Origin of the sequence: Ligilactobacillus ubinensis (assembly GCF_024160875.1) — a bacterium.
Classification (GTDB): Bacteria; Bacillota; Bacilli; order Lactobacillales; family Lactobacillaceae; genus Ligilactobacillus; species Ligilactobacillus ubinensis.
Map to the genome: position 1 here is coordinate 116,055 of NZ_JAIULA010000005.1, position 17,185 is coordinate 133,239.

Below are 17,185 nucleotides of genomic sequence, written 5' to 3' on the forward strand. Positions count from 1 at the left end.
TCACCCTAAAGTCCGAAATCTATCATATTTTCTGCAAGCTCGTCAAAGTTTGTTTCAGCTTCATTGCTAAATTCATCCCAACGCTCTTGTGACCATATTTCAATACGATTGCCTACTCCAACAACAACACACTGCTTATCTAATTTTGCATGATGTAAAAGTGGTGCAGGAATATTAATGCGTCCCTGCTTATCAAAGCCACACTCTGTCGCAGCTGCATAGAAAAAACGGACAAATGCCCGTGCATCTTTTTTAGTTAATGGCAATTCTTGTAATTTTTCTTCTATCAGCTTCCACTCATCTTGTGTATACCCAAATAAACAGCCATCCATTCCACGAGTGAGTACAAATAGTTCTCCAAGATTATTACGTAACTTGGCTGGAATTATTAATCGTCCTTTTGTGTCAAGTGAATGACGATACTCTCCCATGAACAATTGACTCACTCCCTTAAAAATAAATTATCGAACATATAAGCTGTTTTTAAAAATAAAAATATGTTATAGCTAATATTACCACAATTACCCACTTTCAACCACTAAATAGGGTAAAAAAACCACTTTTTACTTAAATTGAATACTTTTTTTTAAATTATTCAATAAATAAAAATAGTGACACAAAATTTTTAATATTATTATTTAATTTATTAATTTTTTTGTATAAAAAATAGAAGGTTATAGAAACTATAAATATAATTTCTATAACCTTCTATTTTAATTTATTTAATAACTACAATTATCATCAATACAAAATTACTTATTAATAAAACACAATCCAAAATGCGCCAATACTGACGCATAAATTTTCCAATAATTATATCACCATCAAAAATTGCTTTAAACGCAGTCATAAGAATACCACACATGCCTAGCCCAAATATAACATATAGTACAATAGATACACCAAAGGCATCTAAAGATAACAAGTGTAATGGAAAAAACAATAACACAGAAACCAAATCAATTGGAGCTATCTGTTTAGGCAATAGATGCAACTTGATTTGTAAAATTTTGAGCAGTAACCACAATACAACTATTCCGCCTACTTGAACAGGCCATGAGATCAATATCATTTGTAATAGATTCATTTGTTCTTAATTAAAAAGACATCATGCAAGGCATTAACTGCTCCACTCAAATCCTTGCCATGGACTAATACCCAGATTGTAGTATAACTATCTGTTGTTTGCAGAATTTGGATGTTTTCACGTGATAAAGCTGCAACCATCTTGGCAGTAATACCTGGGGTTCCCATAATGCCTGCTCCAATAATAGAAACCTTAGCACAATCATCAACAATTTGGGCTTTAATCTTATGCTCAACCAATAATTTCTTTGCTATTGCAGTTTCTTCTTTATCTAAATTAAAAACTATTTTATCCGGACTAATATTGATAAAATCGATACTTAAATTATTAGTAGCTAACAAATCAAACGTTCTATCTGCTGAATATTCCTTCGCTTGAATCGTAAATTGTGTTAAACCAATTTGATGTGCTACTCCTGTAACCGTACGATAATGTTTAATTGCTAAATTACGATCCGAAATTAGTGTTCCCATTTCCTCTACACTATCCCAAGTAGAGCGAATTCGTAATGGTAAATGTGCTTGTTGTGCTACTTCAACAGCACGAGGATGAATTACTTTAGCACCTTCATGTGCCATATTAGCAACTTCCTCATAACTTACTTCTTTTAAGAATTGTGCTTTTTTAACTAAACGTGGATCACCTGTCATCATTCCTGAGACATCAGTAAAAATATCACATCGTTTCGCTCCTAAAGCTGCTCCTAACAATGCAGCAGATGTATCCGATCCACCTCTGCCTAAAGTTGTTACATGTCCTTGTTCAGATAGACCTTGAAATCCAGCCACAACTACAACATCATTGGTCTTAAAAGCATGCATAATGCTATTTGTGTCTATATCTAGAACCTTTGCATTTTGATATTCATTATTAGTTTTAAATCCAGCATCAGGACCGGTAAATGCCGTTGCCTTAATTCCATCTTTTTTCAACATTTCCGTAAAAACAGCTGCTGAAATAACTTCTCCGACAGAAACAAGCATATCTAATTCGCGTGTATTTAAATTGGTCTGTGCGCCACCAACTAAATTTAATAATGAATCTGTCGCATATGGAGCTCCTTTTCGACCAATTGCCGAAACAACAACCGCCACTTTATATCCCTTTTTTATTGAATAAATCACATGTTCTATTGCTTTTCTTCTTGCATCATCATTTTGAACAGATGTACCACCAAATTTTTTTACGATAATATTCATCAAAAATGTTCCTCCTAATATATCATTATCACATTAATGAATAATAAATTACATTATAATAACGTTATTATTACATTTAACTCATAAAGCAGACATTATTATGTTTGCACATCGTAAAAATAACCGCTATAACATAACAACGTTAACTCTTTTCAATTATAATGGTTTAACAATACAAATTCAATTTTTTTCTAATGTTCTTTAATTTATAATTCAAATCTATCAATTTGACAGTCGGGTTAATTTAAATGTATATTATTACTATAGTGAAAACATAAGGGATTGATATTTTTGAAAGAAAAGAAAAAGAAAACCGGCCTTCAAAAAGCTATTAATATCGTTGTTTGGGTTATGTTAATTTTTACGGTTCTTAGCGTTGTTTTAGCAGCTGTTGGTGGTTTACTAAGTTATTAATTAAACGAAAATACAAATAAAGCACTGTAAGATAAAGTCTTACGGTGCTTTATTTTTCTCAATAAAAATTGTCAATTTCAATATGTTTATATAACTAATATTCAAAACATTTACTTTTTTACTGATTTTCTAGTTTTTTTGCAAAGAAAGTCCCAATCTTTTTTTTATATGTCTTTGGATAATTATAGTATGACATGGCATGCGTCGTATTCTTTGTTATCCATAGTTTCTTAGGACCTTTTTGAGCATGGAAATTTTTATAAACCATATTTGTTGCTACAAAAGTATCGCTATCGCCATGAATAAAAAATGTCGGTAATTTATTTTTCTTTAATTGAGCAGTTGAACTAGCTTTACCAAAATCAAATCCAACTCTCAATTTAGCAATAATTCTAGCAACTGCAATAATTGGTTCTTTAGGCAAGTTGAATTGTTGCTTTAACTGATTTGTTAATTCTTCAGATACACTTGAATAACCACAATCAGCAACAATTGCTTTAACTTGACTAGGTAATTTTTCCCCACTAGTCATCATAACTGTGGCAGCTCCCATAGAAACCCCAAAAAGACCAATCTTACTATTTTCACCCGAATAATTTATCACTTTTTTTATCCACTTAACATAGTCTAATCTATCAAGCCAACCAAAGGTTAGATATTTCCCCTGACTTTGACCACTTCCTCTGTCATCTGGTGCCAAAACATTATATCCAAGTGAATGAAACATTCTGATATAACTAGCCATATTTAAATGACTTTCGTGATATCCATGTGCTACAATGATAGTCTTATTTGTTTTTTTCGCAGCAGGTACATATGTCGCCACTAGTCTTAAATTATTAGTAGCTGATTTCTCATACCAAGTTGTTTTTTTGACTTTAGCTAGCCAGCTCTTGTCTATATCTAATTGCTTCTTCTTTTTAGAATTGACATTAGTTATTGTTCCTCTTTCAAAAGCGTAACTTACTAAATAATTACTCCCAGCTACTATTATTAACAAAAAGATACTAATGACAGCTAAAAACAAAATTTTTAGCCATTTTCTTTTTCTCACTTATATTCTCCTTTAATTTTCACAGAATTGGCGATAATAGTCGTGAAAAATATTGTTTAAATCTTAACCACAATGATTGCTTTGCAAAATACTCCTCTGTTAGCCTTGTACAATGTTCAATATCTTTTTCAAATGCATCACGAAGTTCATTCGCCAAATTTTTATCATAGCAAAAAGCATTAGTTTCAAAATTTAACTTAAAACTTCTAAAATCAACATTTGCTGATCCAACCGATGATATTTGCCCATCTACAACAAAAGTCTTAGCATGCAAAAAACCATTTTCATATTGATATATCTCGACACCTTTGTCTATTAGTGACCTTGCAAAATACTGAGTTGCTCGATAAACAAATGGATGATCTGGCTTTGAAGGAATCATTATACAAACTTTTACACCTGATAAAGCTGCAACACTAATTGCTTCATACACAGAATCATCGGGTATTAAATAAGGTGTTTGAATATACACATACTTATTAGCTCTACTTATTAATTTTAAATAACCTAGTTTAATTGCTTCTACTTCATTATCTGGTCCTGAAGAAACTATTTGAATACTTGTATTGCCGTTACAATTTCTGATTGGAAAGTAGACATCGCTATATTTTACCTGTACCCGTTTTTTATCCCCCTTAATAGTGGCATTCCAATCCATAAAAAAACGTGATTGTAAAGCAACAACTGCATTACCATCTATTCTAATATGTGTATCACGCCAATATCCAAATCTTTTAGATTTACCTAGATACTGGTCACCCACATTAAATCCACCAATATAACCTATTTTTCCATCAATGACAACAATCTTCCGGTGAGCTCGATAGTTAAAACGAGGACTATGTATAGGAGAATGACGATGCCCAAAAAAAGGTTCTGCCTCTCCACCTAATTTTTCTAACTCTTTAAAAAAGCCATGGCTTTGTCCTCTAGAACCTAAACTATCATAAATAACACGTACCTTCACACCCTTACGCGCAACTTTTACTAATGCTTCATTTAATTGAGTTCCTATTTCATCACTAAATATTGCATAATATTCCACATGCACATGGTCCTTTGCTTGCAAAATATCATTAATTAAAGCTCTAAATTTTTGCTTTCCATCTGTAAAAACCCTAACACTATTATCTTTGGTTAAAATAGCTTCATCTATTTCTAAAAAAAGGTGTGTTGCTTGCCGTGATTCATTGGATAAAATATTTTCTGGCATTAATTCTTTTTCATTCCACTGCTCTTTTTGCAAGGCAACCAGCTGATCAATACCCATTCTCTCTTGCGTACGTAAGTCAAAAATTTTCTCACGTGAAATCTTTTTTCCAGCAAACAAATATATAATGAATCCTACTATTGGTAAAAGCGTCAATACTAACAACCATGCCCATGTTGCTGCAATATCTCTTTTTTCTTTAAAAACTGTTATTATAGCTGCAATTTCATTCATTAAAAAAATTAATATAAGAATCAAATTAAAGACTGTCACCGCATTTTCCCCCTTTTTTAAATTTTTTACTCTTCCCCCATTGTACTACAACTATTTAACATCTTTAAATGAGACACTATCATTTACCCCAAACCATTTTTGTGTAATTTTATTTAATGTACCATCTGCTGCTAACTGTGCTAAGACATGATTAATTTTAGCTTTTAATGTCTTGTCTCCCTTGCGCATTCCCACAGCGAAATCTTCACTTGGAAAACCTATATTAGACACGTTATAACTACTAGAATCTTTTTCATGCGCAATATAGTAATTAGCATATACACTATCTATCAATAATCCTTGAATACGATTATTATTCAAATCTAAAAATGCATTTGTAAATGTGTCATATTGCACAGATTGTTTTACATATTTTTTTAGAATTTGTGGTTCTTGATTAAATTCAGAATAACCCGATGAACCACTCTGTAATCCTAAAATCTTATCTGTCATATCTTTTGCTACATTAATTTTATTTTTTTTCTTACTGACAAGGACCTGGTCATTTTTTAAATAAGCATGACTAAATGCCACTGTTTTTTCACGAGCTTTTGTTTTTGTATATCCATTCCAGATCAAATCAATTGTACCATTACGTAGTTCTGTTTCTTTCATTGACCAATCTATTGTCTGAAAACTAACTTTCAAACCTAATCGTTTAAATACAGCCCGAGCTAGGTCAATATCGTAACCAACTAATTTTCCATTTTTTTCTCGAAAACCCATTGGAACAAAACTATCATCTAACCCAATAATAACTGTCCCTCTATTTTTAATTTTATGCCAAGTATCAGTGGTATTAGCTCGTTGTGTAACATTTTTACACCCACTAAGCGTGGTTATTAAGAGCATACATGTCAAAAAAAGAGCTATTAATTTAATTTTTTTCTTCAATCCAATCGCTCCTAGCTTATCAAATCTTAATCTTTAAGGGGTTCAACTTTTAGTACATGATCTGCTATTTCATCTGCAAATTTCCAATCATGTGTTACAATTATTTGTGTCATGCCTGCTTCTTTTAAACTCAAAATAATTTCTTTAACAGTTTTACTTAAATTAGGGTCTAAAGCAGATGTAGGCTCATCATAACATAAAATTTTAGGTTGCATTGCAAGTGCTCTGGCAATCGCAACACGTTGCTTTTGACCTCCAGAAAGTTGATATGGATATAAATCGCCCTTATCACTTAAAGAGAGTTTAATCAGCAATTCCTGTGCTAATTGCTTGGCTTCATTCGCACCTTTTTTTAAAACCATCATAGGGGCTAATGTAATGTTTTCAGTAACACTAAGGTGTGGAAATAGGTTATAATCCTGAAAAACAACACCAATTACAGAATCATTCGTTTGTATACTAGGATCAAATACTTCATCATCAATATAGATTTCACCGGCATCAATTCTTTCTAATCCACTTATGCAACGAAGTAATGTCGTCTTTCCCCCACCTGATTCACCAACAATACATAGAATTTCTCCTTTTTCAACTGTCAAATTTAATTTATCTAAAATAGTCCTTTTACCAAATCGTTTTGTCACATTTTTTAGCTTAAGCATCTTAATCACCTTCTATTTCCAATAACTGTAATGTTTTTCTAGTCGACGTAATATGTAAGTTAAAACAGCGGTCATTATCAAATAAATTAATCCTACCATTATTAACGGTACTAACGTCACATCTCGTGATGTAGCGATATTCCCCGCTCTTAAAAGGTCCCCCAGTCCAATCACATAGACTAAACTAGAATCCTTAATTAAATTAATGACTTCATTTCCAATTGAAGGAAGCACAATTTTAATGACCTGAGGAGTAACAATTTTTCGTATTGTTTGCCAATATGTTAAACGTAAAACTTTAGCACTCTCATACTGCCCAATATCAATAGATTGTAATCCGCCTCTAAATATTTCTGCAAAATATGCAGTATAATTTAAGATGAAAGCGACAAGTGCAGCTTCATAGCGTGGCAAAATCAGTAAACTAGATAAAATTGGTAAACCATAAAAAACAAATATTAATTGTAATAATAGCGGTGTACCACGCATCAACCAAACATAAAAATGTAAAATTGCTTTTAAACCTTTGAAATTTGATATAAGCCCTAAAGCCACTATCAACCCCAATGGTATTGAACCAATTAATGTCCATCCAAAAACTTGTAATGTTAGTTTAGCGCCACTTAATAATGACGGCAAAATTTGAAAAATATATGTCATGCAAATACCCTCTTTTCTTGATAAAATAAAAGCCCTCTAAGCTGTTTCCAGCTTAGAGGGCGTAATTAACGCGGTGCCACCTCAATTATATTGATTTTTCACAAAATCAACCTTAATAAGTTATCGTAACTTTTAGCTATAACGGACGCTTACCCGACTAATCCTACTATATCAGTTCAGATTAGTAACTCCCAGATGTGTTTCAAATAGTCATTAATTTTCCCTTTTCATCTTCCGAGAAATCTCTAGTAATAAAAACTATCCTACTCTTCTGCTCAAAGTAATTATTTTAATCATTAAGAAATTTATCATTTTTTTCTTAGAATGTCAAGTAGTTGAAACTAGGAACGTTTAAACCATGCTCCAATCCTTGTAAAGAAACCTTGTTTTTTTTCTTCTTCCATAGTTAAAAGAGGAACCGTTTGCCCTTCCATACGCCGTGCAATGTTTCTAAAACACTGAGCTGCTATATTCTTATCATTTAAAGCTATCGGTTCGCCTTTATTAGTAGAACTAATTACTTCATCATCATCAAAAACAATACCAATTAATTTGATACCCAAATGATGTGTAATTTCATCCACATCTAACATATCACCATTTTTCACCATATGCTTTCTAATCCTACTTATTACCAGCATAGGTGGTTCTTCCAAATCAAATTTTTCTAGTAAACCGACAACACGATCGGCATCCCTCACTGCTGGTAATTCTGGTGTGGAAACAACAATTGCTTGATCAGCACCAACAACAGCATTCATAAAGCCCTGTTCAATTCCAGCAGGACAGTCAAGTAAGATATAGTCAAATTCAGGCTTCAATTCCCGTACTATAGCTTCAACTTCTTCTGGTTCCAACGCAGACTTATCTGTATTTTGCGCAGCAGCTAATAAAAACAGCTTATTATCAAATCTCTTGTCTTTAATCAAGGCTTGATGTAATTTAGCTCTTTTTTCAGCTACATCTACAATAGTATAGATGATGCGATTATCTAAACCTAAAACGACATCTAAGTTGCGTAACCCAAGATCTAAGTCAATTAGACATACTTTTTTACCCTGCATAGCCAAAGCCGTTCCTAGATTAGCTGTAGTTGTTGTTTTCCCCACTCCACCTTTTCCAGATGTGATTACAATTGCTTTTCCCATTCTAAAATCCTCCCACTCCTACAAACAATTTTGGACGAATTGATTTTAGTTCATCAACTTTTGTATAACTTAATTTGTGTAAATCGTTAACATACACAACTGTATGGTCAGGTATTGCAATATCTATTTCTTCCATAATGTCAACTAAATCACCAATACGAACTTGTTGTGCATTACCAATTTTACCCGCAATAATTGCTGTAGAATTATCCTCGAATCCAGCATGGACAATTCCTGCAACATCACCAAGAATATAAATATTTCCTGTCACACGTAATATACCACCTTGATGAACATAGCCTAAAAACAAAACATCACCTGTTATCGTAACGACTTGACCATTACGAATAGTTGCTGCATTAACATGTACATTATGTTTGTCCATAAAATCATATGCATCTTGTCTATTAACAACATCTGAAACTGTTTTATAAATAGAAAAATGTGAATATTCACTAAATAGTTTTTCAAATTGCTTTTTCTCTTCCGAACTGAGCAAACGCATGCCTGTGTTTAGCTGAAATGTAAATTGTGTATCCTTCTTTAAATTTTCATCTCGTTGCAAATTATCCAATAATTCTTTTAATTCGACTATAATTGATTCTATGCTAGCATCTGCTTTTAGAATCAATTCATAACCATCCTTGCGACCTTTCAGAACCACAGCACCCAATTAAACTCCACTCCTTTAAGAAAATCTTTTAAAAAACTGTTCTAATGGGAAAAATAAAATTACAAAGATTGCTAAATTATACGCCAAAGTAGGTCCTAGAGTTTTGCTGATAAAAGTTGTAATCGATACAGATGTAAAACCTATCAAAGCATTTGCCCAATAAAATAAAACAGTTAATATAGTTATATCAATCAGATATATTAATAATACCACAATAAACGATGACGTGAAGTATCGCATAATAGATCTAGTTATATAAACTATTAGAGGTAACATAACAATGAATAATCCTAAAATGCCTGTATAGTAGGTATCGAAAAAATACCCTGCAATTACAGCCCATACAAATATATGACGTACATTTCCATAGCAAATTGCCATTACAAGCCACAATAAAATTAATCTACTCTCTATTGAAACAGATTGCGTAAACATTGACCCAGAAAATTGCAAGCTTAGCGAACCGTCCAAAAAAAGCGCAATAAACAAACCTAGCGGAAACAAATACCGCATTTTCACACTTTCCATCGAATCACCTTCTAATCTGTTCGTTTAGCAACAGTCACAATATTTATATTATTCATATCAGCTGCTGGTTTAATATAAACTTTTTCATTTGAACTATCACCACTTGTTGAAACTTTTATAACTGTTCCTACATATAAGCCCTGTGGTGTTGTTCCTCCTAAACCAGATGTCATAACTGTTGTACCTTTTTTAATTTTATCACTACTTGTTATTTGCCCCATAACTAGATAGCTTCCTGAAGTTCCTGTAATTAATCCATTTATAACTGATCCGCTAGAACTTGTTACTTGAACAGCAAAGCGGTTAGATGAATCATTTTGCGTGGTAATTAACTCCACTTTACTATTAGTTTTATTAACTTCAGTAACCCGACCAATTAGTCCCTCATCGGACAAAACCGCTGAGTTTTTCGTGACTCCAGAGTTTGATCCTTGACTAATAACAATTTGGTTCTGCCATGAAGATGGTGTACGTGTTAATACATATGCACTAATCTTTGTATAATCAGTTAGTGATTTATCCAACTTAAGTTGTTTCTTTAGTTGCTTATTCTCACTTTTTAAAGTTTGATTTTCTACTTTCGTGGATGCTAAATTGTCAATTTTTGTTTTTAACAATTCATTTTCTTGATAAGCATTCATCAATCCAGTAAAAGCTTTACCTATACTACTTATACCCGCAGCAGGAAAACTAACTGCTCTATCAACTAATCCAGCCGATTCATTACCAAAACTCTGAATAAATGATGGCGTGTTTTTATTATTACGAACAGAAATTGAAAATGCAATCAATAAAAAACTTATGATTAAAGTAATCAAAATAATAACAAGCTTTTTGTTGAAAAATGCCTTTTGCATGGAATGTACCCTCCTACAATTAAAAATTAAGAGGTTGGACGACTAAATTCCAACCTCTTAACCGCTACGACTTAATCGTCAGTAATTATTTTTTCTTCATAACATCGATACTTTTAAGTGATTCACCAGTTCCCACTGCAACACAGTCTAAAGGCTCATTTGCAACAAAGACTGGAACCTTAGTAGCTTCTGCAATTACTTCTGGAAGATGACGTAATTGTGCGCCACCACCAGTAAGAACGATGCCATGATCAATAACATCTGCAGCAATTTCAGGCGATGTTTCTTCAAGCGTTTCTTTAATTGCTGTAATAATTTCTTCGACAACTTCTTGAATTGCTGTTGCAACATCTTCTGGTCTAATTTCAATAGTCTTAGGTAATCCTGTTACTAAATCACGACCTCTAATAGTTTGACTGTCTAATTCTTTAGCAGCTTCAACTGATGCTGAAGCAACATCAATTTTCAATTGTTCAGCTGTTCTTTCACCAATTAATAAATTGTAATTTTTACGAACATAATAAACAATTGCATCATCAATTTTATCTCCAGCCATACGAATCGAACGACTTGAAACTATCCCGCCAAGTGAAATCGTAGCGACATCTGTCGTACCACCACCAATATCAACAACCATGCTACCAGTAGGATCCATGACAGGTAATCCTGCTCCAATTGCTGCTGCAAAAGGTTCTTCAATAACATAAGCATCCTTTGCACCTGCTACACGAGTTGCATCTATAACAGCACGTTTTTCAACTTCTGTAACTCCACTTGGTACACAAACCATAACATATGGCTTACTTGAACGATGTCCCGTTGCTTTTTCAATATAGTACTTCATCATAGCAACCGTCGTATCATAGTCAGCAATTACTCCATCTTTCATTGGACGAATAGCAACAATACTAGCTGGCGTACGTCCAATCATATCTCGAGCTTCTGAACCAACAGAAACAATTTCGCCATTTTTTGTATTTTTAGCTACAACAGAAGGTTCACGTAATACAATACCCTTACCTTCAGTGTAGACTATGGTATTGGCTGTACCAAGATCTATTCCAATATTTTTAGTCCCGATTCCGAACACTTTAATTTCATCCCTTCATACGCCATAACGGCCTTTAAATTCACAATATAATCAAATTATACCATATTTAAGCGATATCGTTCAGACTATTTTGCTTCAATTTATAGCATACAAGATTTATCAGCAAAAGCCTTTATTTTCTACCAATCTTAACGATAATTTAATTAAACTATTTTGATTAATCTGGTATTACTTCTACTGATATCGCCTGAGGTCCACGTTTTCCTTCAACGCTAACAAAAGAAACTTTTTGTCCAACCTCTAAAGTTTTAAAACCCTTTGATTTAATAGCTGAAAAATGAACAAATATATCCTGTCCCCCAGTAGTAGGCGTAATAAATCCATATCCTTTTTCCTTTTCAAATTGGTGTACTGTGCCTATTAACATTTTTGATTTCACTATACAAAATGTATCTATCTACATTCTATATATTCCTTTCTATATTATTTACTATTTTGAATTATTAAGAATGTTTTTTAATTTTAACATGCTTCATGAATAAAAAACAATTTTCCTTAATATTTCTATAAAATTCCTTCTTCTCTCATACTACAATAAGATGTATCTCCTACAATAAGATGATCTAGCAATTCAATCCCCAATAATTCTCCACATTTTTTTAACCTGTTAGTCATCACTATATCGTTTTCTGACGGTGTCACAATACCACTTGGATGATTATGTACTACCATGAATCTTGCTGCACTGTATCGAACAGCCATGTTGAAAATTTCACGTGGATGAACCAATGAAGAATTCAATGTACCTACAAAGAGTGTTTTTATAGCTAGTATATAATTCTTAGTATCAAGTAAAATTAAAACTAAATTCTCTTGCTTATGATCACCTAAATAGTCAATCATATATTCACCTACTTTTTTACTTGAACATATTTGTCCTAAATTCAAGTGTCCCCTTTTTTTATATCGTTGGGCAAACTCACAAATTATCTCCAAAAATATACTTGCTTGTTTGTCTTGTAAAAAATTCTGCAATGTTTTACTAGTAAAATACTGCAACTGCTTTAAGTTTCCAAATTCTTCAAAATAGTCCACTGTTAATTTTTGGCTTTTTTTTGCTGGTAAAAATTCCCCGATTAATAAGTAAAATAGCTCCCTGTCTGTTAGAGATTCAGCTCCAAAACGCATCACTCTTTTTTTTAGATTATCTTCTTGATACATGTGTGTTAATGTCATAATAAAACCTCCTTACTTATAAATACGCAAAAAGGTTGCTTTTATTTAGACAAATATTTTTTTACCTCTATTAAATCATCTAAAATAGCTATTGTATTTTGATATGCAAAAAAATTAGGCGCTAATAAATCAGGTACCATAATAACAGGTAAATTAGCCTTTTTAGCTGCAAGAATACCATTTAAGGAGTCTTCCAAAACAAGAGTTTCCTTTTTTAAAGGTTCTCCCGCTTTTTTCCAACCTTTCAAGAAAATATCAGGTTCTGGTTTGGTCTTTTCAACATCATCTGCACAAATAATATTGTCAAATATATTTGTGATACCAGTATTTTCCATAAAAAAACTTATTTCTTCTTTTGTATTACTTGAAGCTAAAACGCACGTTACTTTATTAGCTTTTAAAAACGAGATTAGCTCGTGAAATCCTTTTTTTATTTTTAACTTACCTTCTCTTACTAGCGGATAAATCATTTCTTTACTTAAGCGCATGTATTCGCTAACTAATTCACTATCACCATATTCATCTTCAAGCGTTCTAATCATCGTATCATTTCCTGCGCCAAGATATTTTTTGTATTGTTCTAAACTAACTGTTAATCCTAATTTTTCTCCAGCTAGTCGATTAGCTTCAAAATAAATTTTTTCTGAATCAAATACAACTCCATCCATATCGAATAAAACTAATTTTTGTTCCATACTTTACTACTCTCCACTATCTAAAAAATAATTTCTAACTTCAGAAATAAAATATAATGATCCTGTTATTAAAAGCATGTCTTCTGCCGACATTCCTTTTACGATTTTTAAAAAAGCCTCTTGCCAAACAGACATACTTTTTATTTCTGGAAAAGTTTGCTTAATGTCTTCCAAATCTGTAACCTTACGCGGCCCATCAAAACTAGTTATGATTAGTTCAGTGTTTGATAACTCTGATAGTTTTTCAATCATCTCAGTTGACTTTTTATCAGCTAAAATTGCAAGTAGAACATATATTTTTTGCTGCTTAAACTTTTGACGCAAAAGTTTTTGAATTTTTTCTATAGCAGCAACATTATGTGCACCATCTAAAACAATTAATGGTTCTGAATTAATTTTTTCAAAGCGGCCTGGCCATTTTGTATTCATTAAAGCTTTACGTATATCATTTATTTGTACTATAAACTTTTCTTTTCTTGCAACTATTAAAAATGCTGTTAACGCACAGGCTGCATTATCAATCTGAAATGCCCCTAATAAACCTGTGCAAAGATTCTTATAATTAATTTGCTGAAACCGATAATTAAAAAACTCCCCCCACTCTTTTTTTTGACTAAGCGCTTGGGTAGAAAAATCATTATTCAAACAATATAAATCTGCATCTTTTTCTAGAGCAATATTTTTAATTACGTCATAAGCTTCATTAGGTACACGACCTACCACAATAGGAATCTTTTTCTTAATAATTCCTGCTTTTTGATATGCAATTTGTGAAATGCTATCTCCTAACCACTGTGAGTGGTCAAGCGCTACCGTCGTAATAACAGAAACTAATGGTGTAATAATATTGGTAGAATCATATAGCCCCCCCATACCAACTTCAACGACAACATAATCCGCATGCCTTTCACCAAAATAAACAAACATCATAGTCGTTATAATTTCAAATTCAGTTGAACACATTCCTATTTCATCCATTTCTTGTACTATCGGATAAACTATATTAACCAATCTTACAATTTCATCGTCAGAAATCATTTTTCCATCAACAGAAATTCTCTCATTAAACCTAGTTATATATGGAGAAGTAAATGTTCCAACTGTAAAGCCTTGTCCTCTTAATAGCTCTCGTAAAAAAGCTGTCGTTGATCCTTTTCCATTTGTACCGGTTACATGTAATGTTTTAAAATTATTTTGTGGATTTCCTAACTTCTCTGCTAAAAACTTCATTCGACTAAGCGTCGGTGTTTTTTTAAATCGACTTCTTCCGTGAATATATTGTAATGCTTCGTCATAATTTTTAATATGCATTATTGATCTCACTCTCTTAATTTGTATAATAACATATACTACAATTAAAATTGTATAACGGATTTTGACATATGAAAAGTCCTACAACCATTAGAAAAAATAATTGTAGGACTTACTAATCTAATATTCTATAAATTGACTAGTCATTCGGAATAAAATCAGGCATCGTTCCTTCAACAGCAACTTGTCCTGCAATATAACCATGTACACAACAATCAGGAATTGCATTTGATCCTAATCTATTTGTTCCATGGACACCACCAACAACCTCTCCTGCTGCGTATAGATGGGGAATTATTTTCCCCCAAACATCTTGAACTTCTGTTTTTTCGTTAATTGTTAATCCTCCCATTGTATGATGAACCGATGGCCACTGCGGAATTGCATAATACGGTCCTTGGTCGATTGTCATCATTACATTCTTGTCTATTACTTTGCCAAAATCTGGATCTAATCCATTTTTTACATATTCATTATGTTGTTTAATTGTAGAAATTAGTTTTTCTGCTTGCATGTTGATATGATTTCCCTTATATGCATGAGAATTTATAATACTTGCAAGTTCAGACAGGGTTTCTGCTTTGAAAATACGATCTACCTTTATTCCATCCGCTAATTGTTTTTCAGATACAAAGCCCCCATCAGTTGCAATTCTTTGATTAAAAATACTAAATGTTGGAAAACCAGCACTATCCTGGGCCGCTTTTGAACAAACATCACGACGTTCTCCTTCATTTACATATCTCATCCCATTAATATCAACATAAACTATCCCTGAACTTGGCCCTGAAAATGGAATTACTGCATAAGCATCTAAAACTCCATTTTCAGGATTTGCAAATGGATATAACTGGATATATGACATTTGCATAGTGTTTGCTCCAATTTCTTGCGCAATTGTCAGTCCCTCTCCAGTTGCACCAACATGATTCGTTGTTGGAAGATCAGCTGTTAGATAAGGAACTTGCTTCGATCGCATTGCTACATTTGCACTAAAACCACCTGTTGCTATAATAACACCCTTTTTGGCTTCAATCGTTTTCACTTTATCTGGTGTTTGTACTTTAATACCTACTACATTTGCTGATTCATTATTTTCTCGATAAATTTGTACTAATTTAGTATTAACCATTATTTTAACACCAGCTTCTAAAGCTAACTTTTTTTGGATCTTTACAATATCTGAACCAACACCATGCTTCAACGTATAAGTTCGATAACCGTAATGGCCACCTGGGCGAGTTAATGACTCCCTGACCTCTAAACCATTATCGAGCATCATATTTAAATAAAAAGGTGAGCCATAGACAAAGTTTTTAACTAACTTAATATCACCCATAAAATCTCCACCAACAAGAGTATCTTCAATATGCTTTTTCGCTGTATCTGGTTTTAAATGTAATTTTTCTTGCAATCTTCCTGCAATTTTACTAGTATATGCAGCATATACACCCCCATTTATTTGTGAATTTCCTCCAATCATTGGCATTTTTTCAATAATTACTGTATTTGCGCCTAACTGAGCTGCACGATGGGCAGCAGCTAAACAAGCAAAGCCTCCCCCAACAACTACAACATCATAAGATAAATCCCACTTATTTGGAATACTTGGAAAACCAAATTTTTCAATAGATTCAAGCTTCTCTTTCTCCATTTTCTTAATAACTCTTTTAAATTCTTCTGGATTTCCTCCTGCTTGAACAATTGCACTCAAAACAGCTTCTTTAACTCCATTGCTAGAAGCTGTTGCTCCTGAAACGGCATCCACTTCTATAGATTGATCCGCTATAATATTTTTTGCTAATGTTTCAACTGCTACTTGTAACATCTGTGAAGGATTATCATTATTTGGAATTAGACGTAGAAATGTAATTTTTTCTATTTTGTCTTCACTCAAAGTGATTTCAAATTCCATTTTTTCTGAAAAGCCTTGTCCAACTGCTATATATGTTCCTGCTTTCATCTTTTTCGCTCCTTTACATTATGCTAATCTATACTAAACATTTCGAATTATTTAATAAATGATACGTAGTGACAAACTTTCTACAAATTGCACTCTCTCAACGTAAAAGGAATCCAAACTATGCATTATACAACATCCATCTTGATTATAAATCATTTTTATATTTTTTGAAATCGTTTTCTTATGTTTGTATAAAAAAAGCTTAACTGTCTTTATTAACAGTTAAGCTTATCACTATACCGGTGATCGGGGTCGAACCGATACGTCCTC

The 17,185-nt window shown here is 32.6% G+C and carries 19 protein-coding genes and 1 other annotated feature; of the genes, 1 reads left to right on the forward strand and 18 read right to left on the reverse strand.

The genetic code is table 11. From position 1 onward, the window contains the following. Positions 1 to 5: 5 nt before the first annotated feature. The 3 genes from mraZ to dapG all read right to left on the reverse strand — a co-directional run bounded on the left by mraZ (position 6) and on the right by dapG (position 2,286). A complete protein-coding gene (mraZ, locus tag LB941_RS04005; protein ID WP_253359671.1) occupies positions 6 to 437 on the reverse strand; it encodes a division/cell wall cluster transcriptional repressor MraZ in 432 nt (143 codons plus the stop codon). A gap of 281 nt (positions 438 to 718) precedes the next feature. Further along, positions 719 to 1,072: a DUF3397 family protein gene (locus LB941_RS04010; protein WP_253359673.1), complete on the reverse strand. Its 354-nt coding sequence runs from the start codon at positions 1,070 to 1,072 to the stop codon at positions 719 to 721. Between the two features lie 11 nt (positions 1,073 to 1,083). Continuing rightward, positions 1,084 to 2,286 (reverse strand): aspartate kinase, encoded by a 1,203-nt coding sequence (gene dapG / locus LB941_RS04015; protein WP_253359675.1) that lies wholly within the window; start codon positions 2,284 to 2,286, stop codon positions 1,084 to 1,086. A 291-nt stretch (positions 2,287 to 2,577) separates the two neighbouring features. Between dapG and LB941_RS04020 the strand changes: the two genes are divergently transcribed. Beyond that, positions 2,578 to 2,700, forward strand: coding sequence for a DUF4044 domain-containing protein (locus LB941_RS04020; protein ID WP_253359678.1), 123 nt, complete (start codon positions 2,578 to 2,580; stop codon positions 2,698 to 2,700). 118 nt (positions 2,701 to 2,818) lie between these two features. On the opposite strand, the gene LB941_RS04025 is transcribed toward LB941_RS04020, so the two are convergent. The 15 genes from LB941_RS04025 to LB941_RS04095 all read right to left on the reverse strand — a co-directional run bounded on the left by LB941_RS04025 (position 2,819) and on the right by LB941_RS04095 (position 16,915). Then, positions 2,819 to 3,754, reverse strand: coding sequence for an alpha/beta hydrolase (locus LB941_RS04025; RefSeq protein ID WP_253359680.1), 936 nt, complete (start codon positions 3,752 to 3,754; stop codon positions 2,819 to 2,821). 19 nt (positions 3,755 to 3,773) lie between these two features. Continuing rightward, positions 3,774 to 5,237 carry a cardiolipin synthase gene (gene cls / locus LB941_RS04030; protein WP_275979988.1) on the reverse strand — a complete coding sequence of 488 codons (1,464 nt, stop codon included), beginning with the start codon at positions 5,235 to 5,237 and terminating at the stop codon, positions 3,774 to 3,776. A 51-nt stretch (positions 5,238 to 5,288) separates the two neighbouring features. After that, entirely contained in the window at positions 5,289 to 6,089 is an 801-nt protein-coding gene (locus LB941_RS04035) for an amino acid ABC transporter substrate-binding protein (protein WP_425270487.1), read from the reverse strand. A 68-nt stretch (positions 6,090 to 6,157) separates the two neighbouring features. Beyond that, positions 6,158 to 6,793: an amino acid ABC transporter ATP-binding protein gene (locus tag LB941_RS04040; protein WP_253359684.1), complete on the reverse strand. Its 636-nt coding sequence runs from the start codon at positions 6,791 to 6,793 to the stop codon at positions 6,158 to 6,160. 12 nt (positions 6,794 to 6,805) lie between these two features. Beyond that, positions 6,806 to 7,453: an amino acid ABC transporter permease gene (locus LB941_RS04045; protein ID WP_253359686.1), complete on the reverse strand. Its 648-nt coding sequence runs from the start codon at positions 7,451 to 7,453 to the stop codon at positions 6,806 to 6,808. 52 nt (positions 7,454 to 7,505) lie between these two features. Beyond that, positions 7,506 to 7,741 (reverse strand) — a binding site (T-box leader). A gap of 53 nt (positions 7,742 to 7,794) precedes the next feature. Continuing rightward, positions 7,795 to 8,601: a septum site-determining protein MinD gene (minD, locus tag LB941_RS04050; RefSeq protein ID WP_253359689.1), complete on the reverse strand. Its 807-nt coding sequence runs from the start codon at positions 8,599 to 8,601 to the stop codon at positions 7,795 to 7,797. 1 nt (position 8,602) lies between these two features. Next, positions 8,603 to 9,265, reverse strand: coding sequence for a septum site-determining protein MinC (locus LB941_RS04055; protein WP_253359717.1), 663 nt, complete (start codon positions 9,263 to 9,265; stop codon positions 8,603 to 8,605). A 24-nt stretch (positions 9,266 to 9,289) separates the two neighbouring features. After that, complete coding sequence (gene mreD / locus LB941_RS04060; RefSeq protein ID WP_253359691.1) at positions 9,290 to 9,802, reverse strand: rod shape-determining protein MreD; 513 nt, start codon at positions 9,800 to 9,802, stop codon at positions 9,290 to 9,292. An 11-nt stretch (positions 9,803 to 9,813) separates the two neighbouring features. Next, positions 9,814 to 10,659 (reverse strand): rod shape-determining protein MreC, encoded by an 846-nt coding sequence (gene mreC, locus LB941_RS04065; protein WP_253359693.1) that lies wholly within the window; start codon positions 10,657 to 10,659, stop codon positions 9,814 to 9,816. A gap of 85 nt (positions 10,660 to 10,744) precedes the next feature. Then, positions 10,745 to 11,749 (reverse strand): rod shape-determining protein, encoded by a 1,005-nt coding sequence (locus LB941_RS04070; protein ID WP_253359695.1) that lies wholly within the window; start codon positions 11,747 to 11,749, stop codon positions 10,745 to 10,747. Positions 11,750 to 11,927: 178 nt separating this feature from the next. Further along, entirely contained in the window at positions 11,928 to 12,137 is a 210-nt protein-coding gene (locus tag LB941_RS04075) for a cold-shock protein (RefSeq protein ID WP_253359697.1), read from the reverse strand. A 137-nt stretch (positions 12,138 to 12,274) separates the two neighbouring features. After that, positions 12,275 to 12,946 (reverse strand): RadC family protein, encoded by a 672-nt coding sequence (gene radC, locus LB941_RS04080; protein WP_253359699.1) that lies wholly within the window; start codon positions 12,944 to 12,946, stop codon positions 12,275 to 12,277. A gap of 41 nt (positions 12,947 to 12,987) precedes the next feature. Continuing rightward, on the reverse strand, positions 12,988 to 13,641 hold the full coding sequence (locus tag LB941_RS04085) for an HAD family hydrolase (RefSeq protein WP_253359701.1): 654 nt from the start codon (positions 13,639 to 13,641) through the stop codon (positions 12,988 to 12,990). 6 nt (positions 13,642 to 13,647) lie between these two features. Then, positions 13,648 to 14,952 carry a bifunctional folylpolyglutamate synthase/dihydrofolate synthase gene (locus LB941_RS04090; protein ID WP_253359703.1) on the reverse strand — a complete coding sequence of 435 codons (1,305 nt, stop codon included), beginning with the start codon at positions 14,950 to 14,952 and terminating at the stop codon, positions 13,648 to 13,650. Positions 14,953 to 15,091: 139 nt separating this feature from the next. Then, a complete protein-coding gene (locus LB941_RS04095; RefSeq protein WP_253359705.1) occupies positions 15,092 to 16,915 on the reverse strand; it encodes a flavocytochrome c in 1,824 nt (607 codons plus the stop codon). Between the last annotated feature and the right edge of the window lie 270 nt (positions 16,916 to 17,185).